Origin of the sequence: Nonomuraea sp. NPDC052634, from assembly GCF_040678535.1 — a bacterium.
GTDB classification, from domain to species: Bacteria; Actinomycetota; Actinomycetes; order Streptosporangiales; family Streptosporangiaceae; genus Nonomuraea; species Nonomuraea fastidiosa.
On record NZ_JBFATY010000001.1, the window covers coordinates 2,756,941 to 2,774,569 of the forward strand.

Genomic DNA, 17,629 nt, shown 5'->3' on the forward strand with positions numbered 1-17,629 from the left:
AAGGGGGATCGGTGATGAAGACGCTGATTACGGCCCTGCGCTCACTGCTGCCGCACGACGCGGTGATCACCGATCCCGTACGCCTGCGCACGTACGAGTGCGACGGCCTGACCCATCACCGCGCGACGCCCGGCGTGGTCGTGCTGCCCGAGACGGCCGAGCAGGTCGCCGCCGTGGTCCGCCTGTGCAACGAGCACGGCGTGCCGTTCGTCGCGCGGGGCTCGGGCACCGGCCTGTCGGGCGGCGCGCTGCCCCGCGAGGACGGCGTGCTGATCGTCACCTCGAAGATGCGCGCGATCCTGGAGATCGACCTGCCCAACCGCAGGGCCGTGGTGGAGCCGGGGGTGACGAACCTGGCCATCACCGAGGCCGTGCGCGCCCAGGGCTACTACTACGCCCCCGACCCGTCCAGCCAGCAGGTCTGCTCGATCGGCGGCAACGTGGCGGAGAACTCCGGCGGCGCCCACTGCCTCAAGTACGGCTTCACCGTCAACCACGTCGAGGCGTGCGAGATCGTCACCCCGGAGGGCGAGCTGGTCACGCTCGACCGCATGGACCCGGGCTACGACCTGCTGGGCGCGTTCATCGGGTCGGAGGGCACGCTGGGCATCGCCACCAAGATCACCGTACGGCTGAGCCGCGCGCCCGAGGCGGTGACCACGGTGCTGGCCGCGTTCGACAGCATCGAGCAGGGCGGCAGGGCGGTGTCGGCGATCATCGGGGCGGGCATCGTGCCGGCCGCGATCGAGATGATGGACGCCCTCGCCATCGAGGCGGCCGAGGCGGCGGTGTCCTGCTGCTATCCCGAGGGCGCGGGCGCGGTGCTGATCGTCGAGCTGGACGGCCCGGCCGCCGAGGTCGAGCGGCAGTTCGCGCGGCTGCGCGAGCTGTGCTCGGAGGCGTTCGAGCTGCGGGTGGCCGACGACCCGGCCGAGCGCGCGGCGATCTGGAAGGGCCGCAAGTCGGCCTTCGCCGCCGTGGGGCGGATCAGCCCGGCCTACATCGTGCAGGACGGCGTGGTGCCCCGCACGTCGCTGCCCGCCGTGCTCGCGGCCATCGACCGGCTGTCGGCCGAGCACGACATCAGGGTGGCCAACGTCTTCCACGCCGGCGACGGCAACCTGCACCCGCTGGTGCTGTTCGACGACGGCGATCCGGGCGCGGGCGAGCGGGCGGAGGCGGTGTCGGGGGCCATCCTCGATCTGTGCATCGAGAACGGCGGCTCGATCACGGGCGAGCACGGCGTCGGCGTCGACAAGTCGCGCTACATGCCGAAGATGTTCAGCGCCGACGACCTCGACACCATGCAGCTCGTGCGCTGCGCGTTCGATCCCGCGGGGCTGGCGAACCCGGGCAAGGTGTTCCCCACCCCGCGCCTGTGCGGCGAGGTGCCGGGGGTGCGCAAGGGCGTGCACCCGCTGGTCGAGTCGGGGAAGGCGGAGCAGTTTTGAACGGCGGTACGGCGAGCGCGGCGATCGGCGGGGTGACGACCCGGCAGGCGGGACCCGACGACGTGGTGGGCGGCGTGCGGCCCCGCTGGGTCGTGCTGCCCGAGACCGTCGAGGAGGTCTCCGCCGCGCTGCGGGCCTGCGCGGAGCAGGACCTCGCGGTGGTGCCCGCGGGCGGCGGCACGAAGCTGCACTGGGCGCCGCCGCCGGAGCGCTGCGACGTGCTGCTCGACATGTGCTGCATGAACGAGGTGATCGAGCACGCCGCCGGTGACCTCGTGGTGCGCGCGCAGGCCGGGGTGACGATGGGCGCGCTGGCCGGGACGCTCGCGGCCGAGGGCCAGGAGCTGGCGCTCGACCTGCCGTACGCCGATGACTCCACGGTCGGCGGCACGCTGGCCACCGGAGGGCCGCCGGGGCCGCGCGCGTTCCGCTACGGCACCGCCCGCGACCTGCTCATCGGCATCACGGTCGTGCTGGCCGACGGCACGATCGCCCACTCGGGCGGCAAGGTCGTCAAGAACGTCGCGGGCTACGACCTCGGCAAGCTGTTCACCGGCTCGTACGGCACGCTCGGCGTGATCGCCGAGGCCACGTTCCGGCTGCATCCGCTGCCCGCCGATCGCCGCTGGGTGATCGCCCGCCTGCCGTCGGACGGCGCCGCCAAGCGCGCGGCCGGGGCGGTGGCGGCGCTGTCCGCCTCGCAGGCCGAGCCGAGCGCGATCGAGATCGACCGTCCTGAGCCAGGCGGGCCGATCACCATCGCCGCGCTCGCCGAGGGCACGGCGGCGGCCGACAGGGCTGCGGCGCTGCGCGAGCTGATCGGCACCGGCGAGGTCGCCGAGGAGCCGCCGGTCTGGTGGGGGCGGCTCCTCGGCGATGACGTGCTCATCGAGCTGCGCTTTCCTCCTGCGGCGACGGCGGCGGTGCTCGAAGCGGCGGACGCCGCGCGGATGGTGCTGCGCGGCTCCCCCGCCTGCGGGCGGCTGCTGCTGGAGCCGGTGCGGCCGATGGCGGAGGACGAGCCGGCGGCCGTCGTCTCCGCGCTGCGCGCCGGGGTCGAGGCGGCGGGCGGGCGGGCGCACGTGCTCGCCCTGCCGCCGGGGAGGCCGTACGAGAACGTCGACAGGTGGGGACACGTGGGCTCGCTGCCGCTGATGCGGCGGGTCAAGGAACGGTTCGATCCCGGTCGCAGGATGTCTCCCGGCCGGTTCGTGGGAGGCGTGTGAGGTGGACCCCGAGCTGATCAACGACTGCGTGCACTGCGGTTTCTGCCTGCCGACCTGTCCCACGTACGTGTTGTGGGGCGAGGAGATGGACTCGCCGCGCGGCCGCATCCACCTGATGCAGCAGCATGTCGAGGGCACCCCGATCACCCCCGAGATGGCCGGGCACTTCGACGCCTGCCTGGGCTGCATGGCCTGCGTGACGGCGTGCCCGTCCGGCGTGCGCTACGACCGGCTGATCGAGCAGACCAGAGTCGAGGTGGAGCGGGAGCACGTACGCGAGCCGCAGGAGCGCGCCATCCGCGGCATCGTGTTCAGCCTCTTCCCCTACCCGCGCAGGCTGCGGCTGCTGCGCCCGGCGATGAGGCTGGCCAGGCGGATGGCGGCGTTCCTGGAGCGGGCCCACCCGAGCCTGGGCGCGATGGCGGCGCTGGCGCCCCGCGTGGAGCACCGGCAGCGGCTGCCGCGCCTGGTCAAGGCCAGGGGCGAGCGCCGCGCCGTGGTGGGCATGCTCACCGGGTGCGTGCAGCGGGAGTTCTTCCCGCAGGTCAACGCGGCCACCGCGCGGGTGCTCGCGCTGGAGGGCTGCGACGTGGTGATTCCGCCCGAGCAGGGCTGCTGCGGGGCGCTCAGCGTGCACTCCGGGCTCGACCGTCAGGCGGGGCGGCTGGCGCGCAGGACGGCGGAGGTGTTCGAGCGAGCCGGCGTGGACACGGTCGTGGTAAACGCGGCCGGCTGCGGCTCCACCATGAAGGAGTACGCCGAGCTGCTCGGCCGCGAGCCGGGCTTCCGCGTCATGGACCTGTCCGAATACCTGGCTGAGCTGGGGCCGGTGGCCAAGCGGCACCCGCTGCCGCTCACCGTGGCCTACCACGACACCTGCCACCTGGCGCACGCGCAGGGCGTGCGGGCGCAGCCGCGCGAGCTGCTGTCCGGCATCCCCGGGCTGGAGCTGCGCGAGATCCCCGAGTCGGCGATCTGCTGCGGGTCGGCGGGCACGTACAACCTGCTGCGGCCGCAGGCCGCCCGCGACCTCGGCGACAGGAAGGCGGCCTCGGTGCGCACGACGGGGGCCGAGCTGCTGGTGTCGGCCAACCCCGGGTGCACGATGCAGATCGCCGCGGCCATGCGGCGGGCGGGCGCGGACATCAGGGTCGCCCACACCGCCGAGGTGCTGGACGCGTCCCTGCGCGGGGTCACGCTGTGAGCGTCCAGTCGGTCGAGCGGGCGCTCGACGTGCTGGAGGCGCTGGCCGAGCACGGCGGCGAGGCGGGGCTGTCGGAGATCGCGGCGCGCACGGGCCTGCCGTACGGGACCATCCACCGGCTGCTGCGCACGCTGCTGGCGCGCGGCTACGTCCGGCAGGAGTCCGACCGGCGCTACGCGCTGGGCGGCGGGCTGGTCAGGCTGGGCGGCATCGCGGAGAGCATGGTCGGGGTGTGGGCACAGCCGTACCTCGCGAAGATGGTCGAGCTGTCCGGCGAGACCGCGAACCTGGCCGTGCTGGAGGGCGACTTCGTCGTCTACGTGGCGCAGGTGCCGTCGCCGCGCAGGCTGCGGATGTTCGCCGAGGTCGGCAGGCGGGTGCTGCCGCACAGCACGGCGGTGGGCAAGGTGCTGCTCGCCGGGCGGCCCGAGGCGGAGGCGGTGGCGGTGTTCGAGCGCACCGGCATGCCGCGCCGCACCCCCAACACGATCACCGAGCTGGACGCGATGAGGGCGGAGCTGGAGACCGTCAGGCGCCAGGGGTACGCGCTCGACCTGGGCGAGGAGGAGCTGGGCGTGCACTGCCTCGCGGTGCCGGTGCGCGATGGCGGCCGGGTGGTCGCGGCCATGTCGGTCTCGGGTCCCGCCGAGCGCATCGACGCGCTCGACCGCGATGAGCTGGCCGAGGGCATGCGGAAGATCGCGTCGCAGTTCGGTGACGAGCTGGGACCGATCGCCGACTGAACGATATTCTGTTGCGGCATGAGCAACAGCACGTCGGTCCAGTCGGTCGATCGTGCCATCGCGATCTTGGAGATCCTCGCCCGCGACGGCGCCAGCCGGGTCACGGACCTGGCGACCGAGCTGGACGTCCACAAGTCCACCGCCTTCCGCCTGCTGTCGGCCCTGGAACAGGGCGGGCTCGTCGAACAGAGCGGCGATCGAGGACGCTACCGGCTCGGCTTCGGCGTCGTACGGCTGGCCGGCGCGGCCACCGCCCAGCTCGACCTGTCGGGCGAGAGCCGCCCGGTCTGCCTGCGCCTGGCCGTCGAGATCGGCGAGACCGTCAACGTGGCGGTGCCCCGCAACGGCGACGCCATCAACATCACGCAGGTGCGCGGCCCCGCCGCCATCAGCGGCCACAACTGGGTCGGCCAGCGCACCCCTGCACACGCCACCTCCAGCGGAAAGGTGCTGCTGGCCTTCGGGGCGCTGCGGCTGCCGTCCGAGCTGGAACGCTACACGCCCAACACCATCACCGAGCCCGACGAGCTGGGCCTTGAGGAGATCAGGGAGCGCGGCTGGGCCGCCGCCGTCGAGGAGCTGGAGGTGGGGCTCAACGCGGTCGCCGCGCCGATCAGGGGCTCCGACGGCACGGTGGTCGCCGCCGTCAGCGCCTCCGGGCCGTCGTACCGGCTGACGCCCGAGCGGCTGCCCGAGGTCGGGGCGATCCTGGTGGCGGGCGCGAAAGAGATCAGCCAGCGCATCGGCTATTACGGTTGAGTCATGTGTAGAAGCATCAAGACCCTCCGCCCGCCTTACACCGAGAGCGTGACCGAGGAGGACGTGCGGGCCGCGGCGCTGCAGTACGTCAGGAAGATCTCCGGCTTCCGCACGCCCGCCGCGCACAACGCGGAGGCGTTCGACCGCGCGGTCGAGGCGATCACGCGCGCGTCGGAGGAGCTGCTGGGCGCGCTACAGGTCCGCGGGAGCCGTTGACAGCCCTCACGAGCGAGACGGCTCCCGCGCGGGCGCGCCGGTGGTCCGCCACCGACGGGCGCGACGCCCGCCCCGGCGGCGGGGCCGTGTTTGACCGGCCGTTTCACCGGCCGCAGCACCGGCCGCAGCACCGGCCGCAGCACCGGCCGATGCTGTGACCGTGCGTGAACGGCCGCGCCGAGGCGGGCCGACAGCCGGCGTCAAAGATCGGGCAAGCCGCCCGCAAGCCGTGCTCCCTAGCATGAGAACCCGCACCAGGACCGGGCTCTCACATAGGAGGCAGCGGTGCCGCCACCTCGCGCACGTGCCGTCGTCAGTCTGCTGGTGCCTTGGCTCGCCGCCAAGCGCGCGTTCAAGCCCCCGGTCGGCTCGACTCCAGAGGAGCGGCGGCTGGACCGGCTCGCGTTCTGGCGGACGATGCTCGGCCTGATCACGGTCGTCATCGCCACGCATCACTATCGGAATGTCCTCGAGGTCCTCGCGAGCGCCACCGCGAAGACCTACGACACCCTGCAGTACGCGCTGGCTCTGCCGCCGCTGGCCTTCCTCGCCGTCTTCCTGCTGACCCGCCGCGACCGGCGCCGCACGCTGTGGCCGCGCGTCCGGCGGTACCTGGTCCGCGGGGTGCCCGGCCTGCTCGTCCTCCTCATGCCGTTTCTGCTCTCCCAGCTCTACCTGTGGCTGAACGACGGCGACGGCGCCATCCCCGGCTCGGCCATCGGGCCGAGGGAGATCTTCATCTTCCTCTGGGCCGCCTGCTTCTACGGCAGCACGCTCTACTGGGCGACGCGCACCGGGCTGTGGATCTCCGACATGCACCCGTTGCTCGCGCCGGTCGGCTCCACGCTCGTCATGCTGCTGGTCAGCGGACAGGAGCTCATCAGCCTGGAAAGGAACGGCGTGCCCTCCTGGCTGTGGCTGACCCTGAACATCAGCGGCGTCGTCTCGTCCCTGACGCTGGCCGTGATGGAGTACCGGCTGCTGCGCACGATGGGCTACCGCTGGCGCGAGGGGCCTGACCCGGTCACCGGCCCGCAGGGTCAGCTCTCGCGGACGACGGGCTCACCGTCCGAGCAGACGATCTTGAGTTCGACCTCCTCGCCCTCGTCCGGCTCGAACTCCACCTTCGCCTCGTGATCCGGCCCGGGATCGACCGAGTCCACCTTGTAGCCCTGGGCGGGGCTCCACGAGCGCAGCGTGACCCGGCCGCCCTCGCAGGAGGCGATCACCGTGCCGCCCGCGCTGCGGATCAGCCTGCTCTGCCCCGTCGGCGACGCCGCGGGGACGGGCGCGGCGGTGGCGCGGGAGGTGGCCGTGGCCAGCTCGGCGCGCACCTCCTCGGGGGCGAGCACGTGGCGGTCGGTGCCGGTCAGTCCGTTGCCGAGCAGGCCGAGCACCGCCACGGCGGCGCCGGTGGCGGCGACGGCGGTGGCGGCCCAGGCCGCGACGAGTCTCTTCATCCCGCTCAGGTTCCCCCCTGTCCGGCTAAGGCCAGGTTAAGGCGACGCTAAGGCTGCTCTAGGCAGCGGAAGAAACCGTCTACGTTCTTCCTATGGCTGACATCCTGCTCATCGAGGACGATGTGGCGATCCGTACGGCGCTCAGCAGGGGGCTGCGAGACCTCGGCCATGCCGTCTCCTCCTCCCCCACCGCCATGGACGGGCTGCGCCTGGCCGTCCAGGACCGGCCCGATCTGATCGTGCTCGACCTCGGGCTGCCCGACCTCGACGGCGTCGAGCTGCTGCGCATGCTGCGGGCGGTCAGCCAGGTGCCGGTCATCGTGGCCACCGCGCGCGACGGCGACGCCGAGATGGTGCCGGTGCTGGACGCGGGCGCCGACGACTACGTGGTCAAGCCGTACAGCGCGGCGCAGCTCGACGCCCGGGTACGCGCGGTGCTGCGGCGGGCGGGCGGCTCCGCGCCGGAACCGCTGGCGGTGGGCGGTCTGCGCGTGGACCCGCGCGCCCGTACCGCCACGCTCGACGGCCAGCCGCTGGACCTCACGCCGCGCGAGTTCGACGTGCTGCACTACCTCGCGGCCCGGCCAGGCGAGGTGGTGACCAAGCGGGAGCTGCTGACCGAGGTGTGGCAGCTGCCGTACGGGGGCGCCGACAAGACCGTGGACGTGCACCTGTCGTGGCTGCGCAGAAAGCTCGGAGAGACCGCCGCCGCGCCGCGCTACCTGCACACCGTGCGCGGCGTGGGCGTCAAGCTGGTCGATCCGTCATGAGGCGCTGGCTCGCGCTGCTCGTGGCGGCCACCACCTCGCTCGTGCTCATCGCGCTGCTGGTGCCGATGGCGCTGCTGATCAGGGCCGTGGCCGAGAACGGCGCGATGAGCCGGGCCACCGCCGCAGCCGAGTCGGTCGCCGTCGCGGTCGGCACGCCCGATCTGCCGCTGACGGTCGAGCAGGTGTCCCGCCCCGTGACGGTGTTCCTGCCGGACGGCGGCATCGTCGGCACCCCGGCGCCGCGCTCCGACGCCGTACGCCTGGCCGCGACCGGGCGCAGCGTCACCGCCACCGCACCCGGCGGCAGGGAGGTGCTGGTCTCCGCGCAGTCGCCCGGCGGCACGGCGGTGATCAGGGTGTTCGTGCCGGACGACGAGCTGGTGCGCGGCGTGCGCGAGGCGTGGCTGGCGCTGCTGCTCATCGGGCTCGGGCTGATGGTGCTCGGCATCGTGCTCGCCGACCGGCTGGCGCTGGCCGTCACCCGGCCGGTGGACGGGCTGGCCAGGGTCTCGCACCGGCTCGCGGGCGGCGATCTGACCGCGCGGGCCGAGCCGGGCGGGCCGCCCGAGGTGCGGTCGGTGGCGCTCGCGCTCAACCATCTCGCCGGCCGCATCGACGAGCTGCTCGCCGCCGAACGGGAGTCCGCCGCCGACCTGTCGCACCGGCTCCGCACGCCGCTGACCGGCCTGCGGCTGGACGCCGAGTCGCTGCGCGACCCTGAGGAGAAGGCCCGCCTGCAGGCCAGGGTGGACGCGCTGGAACGGGCGGTCAGCGCGGTCATCACCGAGGCGCGGCGGCGCACCGCCGACCGGGAGTCGTGCGACGCGGCCGCCGTCGTGAGCGAGCGGGTGCGGTTCTGGTCGGTGCTCGCCGAGGACCAGGGGCGCGAGCTGACGGTCACGCTGCCCGACGGCCCCCTGCAGGTCGCCGCGGGCGCGGGCGAGCTGGCCGCGTGCCTGGACGCGCTGCTCGGCAACGTCTTCGCGCACACCCCCGAGGGCGCCGCCATGTCCGTACGCCTCCAGAGCCGCCCACCCGGGGCCCTGCTGTCCGTCGAGGACGCGGGACCCGGGTTCGAGCCCGCGCTGCTGGAGCGCGGCACCAGCGGAGGCGGCTCGACCGGGCTCGGCCTGGACATCGCCCGCCGCACCGCCGAGTCGTCGGGCGGCGGCCTCTCGGTCTCCAGCTCCGAACTCGGCGGCGCCCGCGTCGACCTCCACCTGGGCGCGCCTTGAGCCTCCTCCTGCGCCTCCAACTGGGCGCGCCTTGAGCCTCCTGTGCCTCCCCATTGACGCGCCTTGAGCCTCCTTCTGCGCCTCCCCCTTGGGCACGCCGTAAGGCTCCAGAGCGCGCCCATTTCGGCCTTCTCCCCGCCTTAACCGCCGTTTAGCGCGCGATTACCGGGGCCGGCGGTTTCGTAGAGGCATGCGAATCACAAAGAAGCTGCTCGTGGCCGGTGCCGGTGTCGTCTCCCTGATCGCGTGCGGTGGCGCGGCGTACGCGACCGCCTCCGCCGCGGCGGAGGCCGCCGCTCCCATCGCTCTGACGGCCACCGCGCCCGCCGCTCCGAAGGTCACGGCCGAACAGGCCATCGCGATCGCGCACCGGCAGGTGCCGGGCGCCTGGATCCGGGAGGTGGAGCTCGACAGGAACGGCGCCGCCCCCGACGTCTGGGAGGTGAAACTGATCAAGGGCTCCCAGCGGTACGAGGTGAAGGTGAACGCCGCCTCCGGCAAGATCACCAAGTCGGAGATCGACAGGGACCATGACCGCGACGACGACCACGGGGGCCGTGGCCGCGACCACGCCGAGGACGACTGATCCTCACCGACCTCTCCGGCTGCGCCGGCTCACCCCCACGGTGGGCCGGCGCGCTCATGCGGTCAGCAGGAGCTCAGGACGTTCTTCATGGCGTCCTTCTCCGCGGCGGTCACCCACACGCCGTACTTGGCCTTCACATCGATCTGCCGGGCGATGTAGGTGCACCGGTACTCCTTGCGCGGCGGCAGCCAGGTGGCCGCGTCGGAGTCGCTCTTCTGGCCGTTCAGCGGGCCGTCAACGGCGAGCAGGTTGAGCGGGTCGTTGGCGAACTCCTTGCGCTTGGTCGCCGACCACTGCTGGGCGCCCTTCTGCCAGGCGTCCGACAGCGGTACGAGGTGGTCGATCTGCACGGCGCTGCTAGTGCTCTGGCCGCGCTTGAACTTGATGGTCTTGCCGCTGTAGGGGTCGTGCAGGGTGCCGGTCAGCACGATGCAGTCGTGGGTGCCCGGCTTGAACGTCTCGTCCTCCATGTCCCGCTTGAGGATGTCGTTACGGGTGTCGCAGCCGTTGCGATCGACGTCGGCCCAGGCCGGGCCGAACTTGTCGCGGTCGAACCCGGTTTTGGGCGCGCGGCCCTTGACGGTCAGCTTCTCCAGCTTCTCCTTGGCTTCGGCGATCGCGGCCGAGTCCGGCTTCGCATCGCCGATCGAGCCGCTGGTCTGCGCTTCGAGTCCGCCGCAGCCGGCCAGCAGTCCCACCGTGGCCAGACCGGCCATGAACGCCCGTACGCGCACGCTCTTCTCCCCAGACTTCAAGCAAAAATCTTCGTAAAGTCTAGGTAATTCCCAGGTATGGCGGTTATCACCCCTGAAGGGCGTCGAGCAGCCACTCCGCCATGTACCGGGTGAAGGACGATCTTACGTAGATCCAGTACATATCGGGCGCTCGCCGCTCCAGGACGACCGGCGCCTTGCCGAGCAGGGTCTGAGCGTGCCCGGCGAAGGCCGACGGGTGCAGGTCGAGCGGGCATCCGGTGATGAGCACGTCTTCGGTCCCAGGGCCCGACAGCTCCAGGATCGTCCGCTGGCCCGAGACGTCCACCCAGCGGGGGCCAGGCGTCGCGTCTCTGGCAGCGTCCCCCACGACGAGCCACCAGGACGGCCCGAGCCGCAGCCCCGTCCCCGGATCCGCGCCCCTGACCTCCCACATCGGTTCGAACGGCACCTCGCGCAGCCGCACCCGCTCACCGCTCGCCGCCGCGAACCGCGCGGCGAAGGAGGCGGCCGGGCTCTCCGCGCGGCAGCCGGTCAGCGGCGCGATCTCGCCGGGCGGCAGCGGCTCGCCGTCGCGGCGGGCGTTATCAGGGTCGTAGAAGACCGGCTCCACGACCGTCACGGGCAGCGCCGCTCCCCCGGACACCGCCGTCAGCCGGTCGCCGGGGGCCGCCTCCTTGGCCAGGGCCAGGCAGAACGTACGGCCCAGCACCTCGCTGTGGTAGCTGGAGGTGACGTGGCCGAGCATCGGCACGACACCGGTGAGTGCCTGCCCGGCCGCCACGAGCTGCGCGCCCTCCTCCACCCGCGCGGCGGGGTCGTCGGGCAGCAGCCCGACCAGGCGCTTGCGATCGGGACGCGCGGTGTCGGGCCTGGCGTGCGAGCGCTTGCCCACGAAGTCCGGCTTGCGCGTGGAGACCAGCCACGACATGCCGAGGTCCTGCGGGGTGACCGTGCCGTCGGTCTCCTGACCGACGATCGCGAAGCCCTTCTCGGCGCGCAGCACGTGCATGGTCTCGGTCCCGTACGGCACCGCGCCCAGCTCCAGCACCGCGTCCCACAGCGCCCGCCCGTAGGCCCAGGGCACGTTCACCTCGTACGCCAGCTCGCCGGAGAAGCTGATCCTGAACACCCGGCCGGGCACGCCCATCACGTCCACGGCCGCGTACCGCATGAACGCCAGGTCGAGCGCGCCGGGCGCGACGGCCGCGATCACCCGCCTGGCCTGCGGTCCCACCACGGCGACCGTCGCCCAGTGGTCGGTGACCGAGGTGAACGACACGTCCAGGCCGGGCCACTCGGTCTGGTGCCACTCCTCCAGCCAGTCGAACACGGCGGCGGCGTTGCCCGTGGTCGTGGTCATCAGGTAGTGGTCGCCGGCGAGCCTGGTGGTGGTGCCGTCGTCGAACACCATGCCGTCCGCCCGGCACATCACGCCGTACCGGCAGGCCCCGACGGGCAGCGTGGAGTACATGTTGGTGTAGATCCGGTCGAGGAAGACCCCGGCGTCCGCGCCCCTGATGTCGATCTTGCCGAGCGTGGAGGCGTCCATGGCGGCCACGGCGGTGCGGGCCGCCCGGCACTCGCGCCGTACGGCGTCCTCCATCGACTCGCCGTCCTGCGGGAAGTACCAGGGGCGCTTCCACTGGCCGACGTCCTCGAAGACCGCGCCGCGCGCGACGTGGGAGTCGTGCATGGCGGTGGTCCTGACCGGGTCGGACAGCTCGCCCCTGTCGCGCCCGGCCAGCGTGGCGAACGACACCGGCGTGTACGGCGGCCGGAACGTGGTCGTGCCCACCTGACCAGGCTCGGTGCCGAGCAGCGCCGACATGACGCCCACCACGACCGCGCCCGACGTCTTGCCCTGGTCGGCGCCGGTGCCCGCGGTGGTGTAGCGCTTGACGTGCTCGACCGAGCGCATGCCGGTGCCGGTGGCCCTGGCCAGATCGGCCACGGTCACGTCGCGGTGCAGGTCGGCGAAGGCCGGCTCGTCACCGCCCGCCCCCTCGCCTTCGACCAGCCACAGCGCGGCGGGCGGCGCTGTGATCGGCCGCTCGTCGCACTCGGGCACCCGCAGCTCGCCCGGCCCGCCCCGATCGCGCATGCGCGTCTCCGGCCCTGCCTCACCGGAGTCGCGGGTGGTGCCGAGCGCCAGGGACGCCGCCTCCGCGCCCGCCGCGTAGCCGTCGGCGATGGCCGCGGCCGTGCCGTACACGCCTTTGCACGCCCCCGCCGACCGCTCGGCCTGGGCGGACGTGCCCGGCACGAACGCCTGCAGCTCCTCGTCGAACCTGACCCGCCCCTGCGACTGGCTGAACAGGTGCACGGCCGGGTTCCAGCCGCCGGCCACGGCGAGCAGGTCCGCCTCGACGTGCCGGGAGCCGATCGAGACGCCGGTCAGCACGCCGTCGGCGTCGCCGGTCGTGCCGGTGACCACCCGCCCGTCCACGCGCGGGTCCACGATCTCGGCCACCTCCACCCCGGCCGCCGCCAGGTCTCCGGCCGCCTCGTACGCGGAGTCCGCGCAGGCGAACACGACCGCCCGCCGCCAGGGCGCGACGCCGTACCGGTTGGCGTAGGCGCGGGCCGCCGAGGCGAGCATCACGCCGGGCCGGTCGTTGCCGGGGAAGGCGACGGAGCGCTCGTGCGCGCCCGTGGCCAGCACCACCTGGCGGGCCCTGAGGTGCCACAGCCGCTCACCGCGCGCCCGCCGTTCCACGGCCACCACGTAGTTGTGGTCGTAGTAGCCGATGGCGGTCGTCCTGGTGAGCACCCGGCCCGGCAGATCGAGCCCGTCCACCCAGTCGAGCGCGGGCGCGCCGTCGATGCGCAGGCGGGAGTTGAGCAGGTCGCCGCCCAGGCGGGGCTGATCGTCCACCAGGATCACCCGCGCCCCGGCACGGCCCGCCGCCACCGCCGCGGCGAGGCCCGCCGGTCCGCCGCCCACCACGAGCACGTCGCAGTGCAGGTAGCCCTTGTCGCAGCGGCGGTCGTCCACAAGCTCGGCCGCGGTGTGCGGGTCCACCCGGCCCTTGCCGCGCAGGCTCCACGCCTGAAGTCCGTCGTACAGCTCGACCGTGGTGGCGGGCAGCATGGGGTCGGGGCCGACGCGGACGAGCGCGTTCGGCTCCTCGGGCCCGGCGGTGAAGACGCCGCGCGGCCGGCCCAGCGCGACGCTGCGGCCCACCACCCGCACGCCGTTGCGCAGCAGGGCGGCGGCCAGCGTGTCGCCCGGCTCGCCCCGCAGCGGGCGGCCGTCGAAGGTGAACCTCATGAGGGCTTCCTGATCTCGTGGGTGACGGTGTGCCGCTCGACGTCGAACCAGGTCCGGCAGCCGTGCGCGTGGAACCAGCGCTCGCAGAACCAGCCCTTGGGGTTGTCACGGAAGAAGACGTACGCGGCCCACTCGGCGTCGGTGGTCTCGCCCGTGGGGCAGGCGATGCCGGCCTGGCCGCCGTAGCGGAACTCGGTCTCGTCGCGTGGACCGCAGTGCGGGCAGTCGATGAGCAGCATCAGTGGGCCACCGCCGCCGCGCCGTGCTCGTCGATGAGCGCCCCCGTGGTGAACCTCTCCAGCGCGAACGGCTCCGCCAGCGGATGCGGGCGGTCGTGGGCGATCGTGTCGGCGTAGACCCAGCCGGAGCCCGGGGTGGCCTTGAAGCCGCCGGTGCCCCAGCCGGCGTTGATGTAGAGGCCGCCGATCGGCGTGCGGCCGATGATCGGGGAGGCGTCGGGCGAGACGTCCACGATGCCGGCCCAGGTGCGCAGCACGCGGACCCGGCTGAAGATCGGGAACAGCTCCAGGGCCGCCGCCATCTGCGCCTCGATCACGTGGACGCTGCCGCGCTGTCCGTAGGAGTTGTACGCGTCGATGCCCGCCCCCATGACCAGCTCGCCCTTGTGGGCCTGGCTGACGTACACGTGGACCGCGTTCGACATCACCACGCAGTCGAGCACCGGCTCCAGCAGCTCCGACACCAGCGCCTGCAGCGGGTGCGACTGGAGCGGCAGCCGCAGCCCGGCCCGCGCGGCGAGCACCGAGGTGTGCCCGGCGGCGGCCAGCGCGACCTTGCCGGCGGCGATCCTGCCGCGCGAGGTCCCGACGGCGGCCACACGGCCGCCGGTGATCTCGAAGCCGGTGACCTCGCAGCCCTGGATCAGATCCACCCCGTACGCGTCCGCCTTCCTGGCCAGCGCCCAGGCGACGTGGTCGTGCTTGGCGATGCCGCCGCGCCGCTGCAGGGTCGCACCCATGACCGGGTAGCGGGCCTGCCGCGAGACGTTGATGATCGGGCAGAACTTCTTGACCTCGTCGGCGTCGAGCCATTCGGCGTCCACGCCGTTGAGCCGGTTGGCGTTGACCCTGCGCTTTCCCTCGCGCACGTCGCTCTGGTTGTGCGCCAGGTTGAGCACCCCGCGCTGGCTGAACTGCAGGTCGTAGTCCAGCTCCTCGCTCAGCCCCTCCCAGAGCTTGAGCGAGTGCTCGTAGATGGCGGCGCTCTCGTCCCACAGGTAGTTGGAGCGGATGATCGTGGTGTTGCGCGCCATGTTGCCGCCGGCCAGCCAGCCGCGCTCCAGGACGGCGACGTTCGTGATGCCGTGGTTCTTCGCCAGGTAGTACGCGGTGGCCAGGCCGTGCCCGCCGCCGCCGACGATGACGACGTCGTAGGAGGGTTTCGGGTCGGGGTTGCGCCAGAGGAAGTCGGGGTGGGTCACCGTCGGATCTTCTCCATCCCGGGGTCGTACAGGGGCTCGGCGGCGACCTCCGCGGGGATGCGGCGGCCGAAGTAGGAGATCTCCACCTGCGTCCCGGGCTCGGCCAGCTCCGCGGGCAGCCAGGCGTAGGCGATGGGGCGCTCGATCGTGTGGCCGTAGGCGGCGCTGGTGACGTAGCCGACCGTGCGGCCGTCGTGCCTGACCGGTTCCTTGCCCATGACGACCTCGGCGCTGAGCAGCGGCACCAGTGTGCGGGTGACGTCCGTGGTCAGCGCGTCGCGGCCGATGAAGTCCTTGTCCGTCTTGACCGCGAAGCCCAGCCCCGCCTCGTACGGGGTGTGCTCGGTCGTCATGTCCACGCCCCACAGCCGGTAGCCCTTCTCCAGCCGCAGGCTGTTGAAGGCCGCCCGGCCGCCGGCGACCGCCAGGCCCGGGGCCCACAGCGTGTCCCACAGCTTCAGCCCCATGTCGGCGCTGGTGTAGAGCTCCCAGCCCAGCTCGCCCACGTACGACACGCGCAGCGCGAGCACCGGCACGTGGCCGACGTAGCCGCGCCGGCAGCCGAAGTAGCGCAGGCCCTCGTTCGACAGGTCCATGTCGGTCAGCGGCTGCACCAGCTCCCTGGCCCGTGGTCCCCACACGCCGACGCAGCAGGTGCCGGGCGTGATGTCGCGCACCCGCACGCCGGACGGCGCGTGCCTGGCCAGCCATTCGAGGTCGAGGTTGCCGTTCGCGCCGACCTGGAAGGTGTCCTCGTCGAGCCGGGCCACGGTGAGGTCGGAGCGGATGCCGCCCCGGTGGTCGAGCAGCAGCGTGTACGTGACGGAGCCCGGCTTTCTGTCCACGTTGTTGGTGGTCATGCGCTGCAGGAACGCCGCCGAGCGCGGCCCGCTGACCTCGATCCGCTTGAGCGGCGTCATGTCGTACAGGGCCACGCTCTCCCTGGTGGCGCGGGACTCGCCGGCGGCGATCGGCGACCAGTAGCGGCTCGCCCACGCATCGCGCAGCTCGGCGCCGGTGGCCGCGCGGGGCAGCCCTTCGTTGGCCTCGAACCAGTGCGGGCGCTCCCATCCGGCCGCTTCGAGGAAGAACGCGCCCAGCTCCCGCTGCCGTACGTGGAACGGGCTCGTCCGCAGCGGGCGCGGCGACTCCATCGGCTGCAGCGGATGGACGACGTCGTACACCTCGATGAAGTTCTGCTTGCCGCGCTCCTCGATGAACGCCGGCGAGAGCTGCGCCTGCTCGAACCTGCCCAGCTCGCACTCGTGCAGATCGATCTCGGAGCGCCCGTTGACGAGCAGCTCGGCCACCGCGCGCGCCACCCCGGCCGAGTGGGTCACCCAGACGGCCTCGGCCAGCCAGAACCCGTCGAGGTGCGGGGCCTCGCCGATCAGCGGGAATCCGTCGGGAGTGAAGGAGAAGATCCCGTTGATGCCGTCCTCGTACTTGGATCCGGCCAGGGCGGGCAGCAGCTCGACCGCGTCGCGCCAGGCCGGGTCGAAGTCCTCCTCGGTGAACGCCTGCACCGACGGCATCGTGGTGGACTTGGGGCCGATCTCGTGCTGGGCGACCGGCATCGGGCGGTGGGAGTAGGAGCCGATGCCGACCCGGTCGCCGTGCTGCCGGAAGTACAGGTCGCGGTCCTGGTGGCGAAGTATCGGGCCGGGGCGCAGGTCGCCGAGGGGGCCCGACTTGGCGTACTGGTGGGCGAGCGGCAGCAGCGGCACGGTCAGCCCGGCCATGGCGCCGATCGACGGCCCCCAGAAGCCGGCCGCGCACACCACCACGTCGGCGGGGATGGTCCGGTGCTCGCCCCCGGCCACGACGGCGACGCCGGTCACCCGGCCGCCGCGCTGGTCGATGCCGGCCACGGTGTGCTCGCCGAGGAACGTCGCGCCGCGCTCGGTGGCGCGCGCCGCCTGACGCTCGCCGCAGGCGACCGCCGCCGCGAGCCCGTCGGACGGCACGTGAAAGCCGCCGAGCACCTTGGTCTGGTCGAGCAGCGGCCATAACCGCGCGCACTCCGCCGGGTCGATCAGGTGCGCCTCGACGCCCCACGACTCGGCCCAGCCGAGCTTGCGGTGCAGGTCGGCCCAGCGTTCCGGGGTGGTCGCCACCTCCAGGCCGCCGACCTGGGCGAAGCAGCCGGCGCCGAGCGCGGTGTACTTCCTGACCGTGTAGGCGGCGAACTCCGTCATCGTCTTCGACGGGTTGGTCTGGAAGACGAGGCCGGGCGCGTGGGAGCTGGAGCCTCCGGCGGCGAACAGCGGGCCCTGGTCGACGACCGTGACGTCCGTCCATCCCCGCTCGGTGAGCTCGTCGGCGAGGGCGCAGCCCACGATGCCCGCTCCCACGATCACCGTACGCGGTCGGCTCATGGTCGCCTCCGGAGTTGTTCCTTAATACGCAACACGCACCGCACTACGCAACGACCATAGATTCCCGGGACCGCCGGTACAAGAGTCACCTTCGGTGCGCGATCCGCCGGGGGACGAACGCCGCGAAATGTGATCATCCACAGCGGGCGTACCAGTACGCTGACCTCGGATCA

General features: G+C 72.8%; 16 protein-coding genes. 10 read left to right on the top strand and 6 right to left on the bottom strand.

Annotation, left to right across the window (positions count from 1 at the left end; all coding sequences use genetic code 11):
* Positions 1 to 14 precede the first annotated feature (14 nt).
* The 7 genes from AB0K67_RS12260 (at position 15) to AB0K67_RS12290 (ending at position 6,736) form a co-directional block, all read left to right on the top strand.
* Positions 15 to 1,451: an FAD-linked oxidase C-terminal domain-containing protein gene (locus AB0K67_RS12260; RefSeq protein ID WP_364057117.1), complete on the top strand. Its 1,437-nt coding sequence runs from the start codon at positions 15 to 17 to the stop codon at positions 1,449 to 1,451.
* A complete protein-coding gene (locus tag AB0K67_RS12265; protein ID WP_364057120.1) occupies positions 1,448 to 2,677 on the top strand; it encodes an FAD-binding oxidoreductase in 1,230 nt (409 codons plus the stop codon). Before AB0K67_RS12260 ends, AB0K67_RS12265 begins: the two co-directional genes overlap by 4 nt.
* 1 nt (position 2,678) lies before the next feature.
* Positions 2,679 to 3,881, top strand: a complete 1,203-nt coding sequence (locus AB0K67_RS12270) for a heterodisulfide reductase-related iron-sulfur binding cluster (protein WP_364057123.1) — start codon at positions 2,679 to 2,681, stop codon at positions 3,879 to 3,881.
* Positions 3,878 to 4,624, top strand: coding sequence for an IclR family transcriptional regulator (locus AB0K67_RS12275; protein WP_364057126.1), 747 nt, complete (start codon positions 3,878 to 3,880; stop codon positions 4,622 to 4,624). Before AB0K67_RS12270 ends, AB0K67_RS12275 begins: the two co-directional genes overlap by 4 nt.
* A gap of 18 nt (positions 4,625 to 4,642) precedes the next feature.
* Positions 4,643 to 5,383 carry an IclR family transcriptional regulator gene (locus AB0K67_RS12280; protein WP_364057129.1) on the top strand — a complete coding sequence of 247 codons (741 nt, stop codon included), beginning with the start codon at positions 4,643 to 4,645 and terminating at the stop codon, positions 5,381 to 5,383.
* 3 nt (positions 5,384 to 5,386) lie between these two features.
* The gene (locus tag AB0K67_RS12285) at positions 5,387 to 5,599 is read left to right on the top strand and encodes a DUF2277 domain-containing protein (RefSeq protein WP_364057132.1); all 213 of its coding nucleotides are present in this window, start codon (positions 5,387 to 5,389) and stop codon (positions 5,597 to 5,599) included.
* Between the two features lie 285 nt (positions 5,600 to 5,884).
* Positions 5,885 to 6,736 (top strand): hypothetical protein, encoded by an 852-nt coding sequence (locus AB0K67_RS12290; protein ID WP_364057135.1) that lies wholly within the window; start codon positions 5,885 to 5,887, stop codon positions 6,734 to 6,736.
* On the opposite strand, the gene AB0K67_RS12295 is transcribed toward AB0K67_RS12290, so the two are convergent.
* A complete protein-coding gene (locus AB0K67_RS12295) occupies positions 6,640 to 7,059 on the bottom strand; it encodes a hypothetical protein (RefSeq protein WP_364057138.1) in 420 nt (139 codons plus the stop codon). The two genes, AB0K67_RS12290 and AB0K67_RS12295, sit on opposite strands and share 97 nt — an antisense overlap.
* A gap of 92 nt (positions 7,060 to 7,151) precedes the next feature.
* On the opposite strand from AB0K67_RS12295, the gene AB0K67_RS12300 reads away from it, so the two are divergent.
* The 3 genes from AB0K67_RS12300 to AB0K67_RS12310 all read left to right on the top strand — a co-directional run bounded on the left by AB0K67_RS12300 (position 7,152) and on the right by AB0K67_RS12310 (position 9,650).
* A complete protein-coding gene (locus tag AB0K67_RS12300) occupies positions 7,152 to 7,829 on the top strand; it encodes a response regulator transcription factor (RefSeq protein ID WP_364057141.1) in 678 nt (225 codons plus the stop codon).
* Positions 7,826 to 9,064, top strand: coding sequence for a HAMP domain-containing sensor histidine kinase (locus AB0K67_RS12305; RefSeq protein WP_364057144.1), 1,239 nt, complete (start codon positions 7,826 to 7,828; stop codon positions 9,062 to 9,064). The genes AB0K67_RS12300 and AB0K67_RS12305 overlap by 4 nt, the downstream gene beginning before the upstream one ends.
* Before the next feature lie 190 nt (positions 9,065 to 9,254).
* Entirely contained in the window at positions 9,255 to 9,650 is a 396-nt protein-coding gene (locus AB0K67_RS12310; RefSeq protein ID WP_364057147.1) for a PepSY domain-containing protein, read from the top strand.
* 62 nt (positions 9,651 to 9,712) lie between these two features.
* Here AB0K67_RS12310 and AB0K67_RS12315 read toward each other — a convergent pair whose 3' ends face one another.
* From AB0K67_RS12315 to AB0K67_RS12335, 5 genes are read right to left on the bottom strand one after another with little or no spacing between them, the layout of a single operon-like run.
* Positions 9,713 to 10,405, bottom strand: coding sequence for an HNH endonuclease family protein (locus tag AB0K67_RS12315; RefSeq protein WP_364057149.1), 693 nt, complete (start codon positions 10,403 to 10,405; stop codon positions 9,713 to 9,715).
* Positions 10,406 to 10,451: 46 nt separating this feature from the next.
* A complete protein-coding gene (locus AB0K67_RS12320) occupies positions 10,452 to 13,637 on the bottom strand; it encodes a 2Fe-2S iron-sulfur cluster-binding protein (protein ID WP_364057152.1) in 3,186 nt (1,061 codons plus the stop codon).
* Complete coding sequence (locus tag AB0K67_RS12325) at positions 13,634 to 13,876, bottom strand: sarcosine oxidase subunit delta (protein WP_364057155.1); 243 nt, start codon at positions 13,874 to 13,876, stop codon at positions 13,634 to 13,636. Before AB0K67_RS12325 ends, AB0K67_RS12320 begins: the two co-directional genes overlap by 4 nt.
* Positions 13,876 to 15,078, bottom strand: a complete 1,203-nt coding sequence (locus AB0K67_RS12330; RefSeq protein ID WP_364057158.1) for a sarcosine oxidase subunit beta family protein — start codon at positions 15,076 to 15,078, stop codon at positions 13,876 to 13,878. The genes AB0K67_RS12325 and AB0K67_RS12330 overlap by 1 nt, the downstream gene beginning before the upstream one ends.
* Positions 15,075 to 17,456: an FAD-dependent oxidoreductase gene (locus tag AB0K67_RS12335; RefSeq protein WP_364057161.1), complete on the bottom strand. Its 2,382-nt coding sequence runs from the start codon at positions 17,454 to 17,456 to the stop codon at positions 15,075 to 15,077. The genes AB0K67_RS12330 and AB0K67_RS12335 overlap by 4 nt, the downstream gene beginning before the upstream one ends.
* Positions 17,457 to 17,629: the final 173 nt, after the last annotated feature.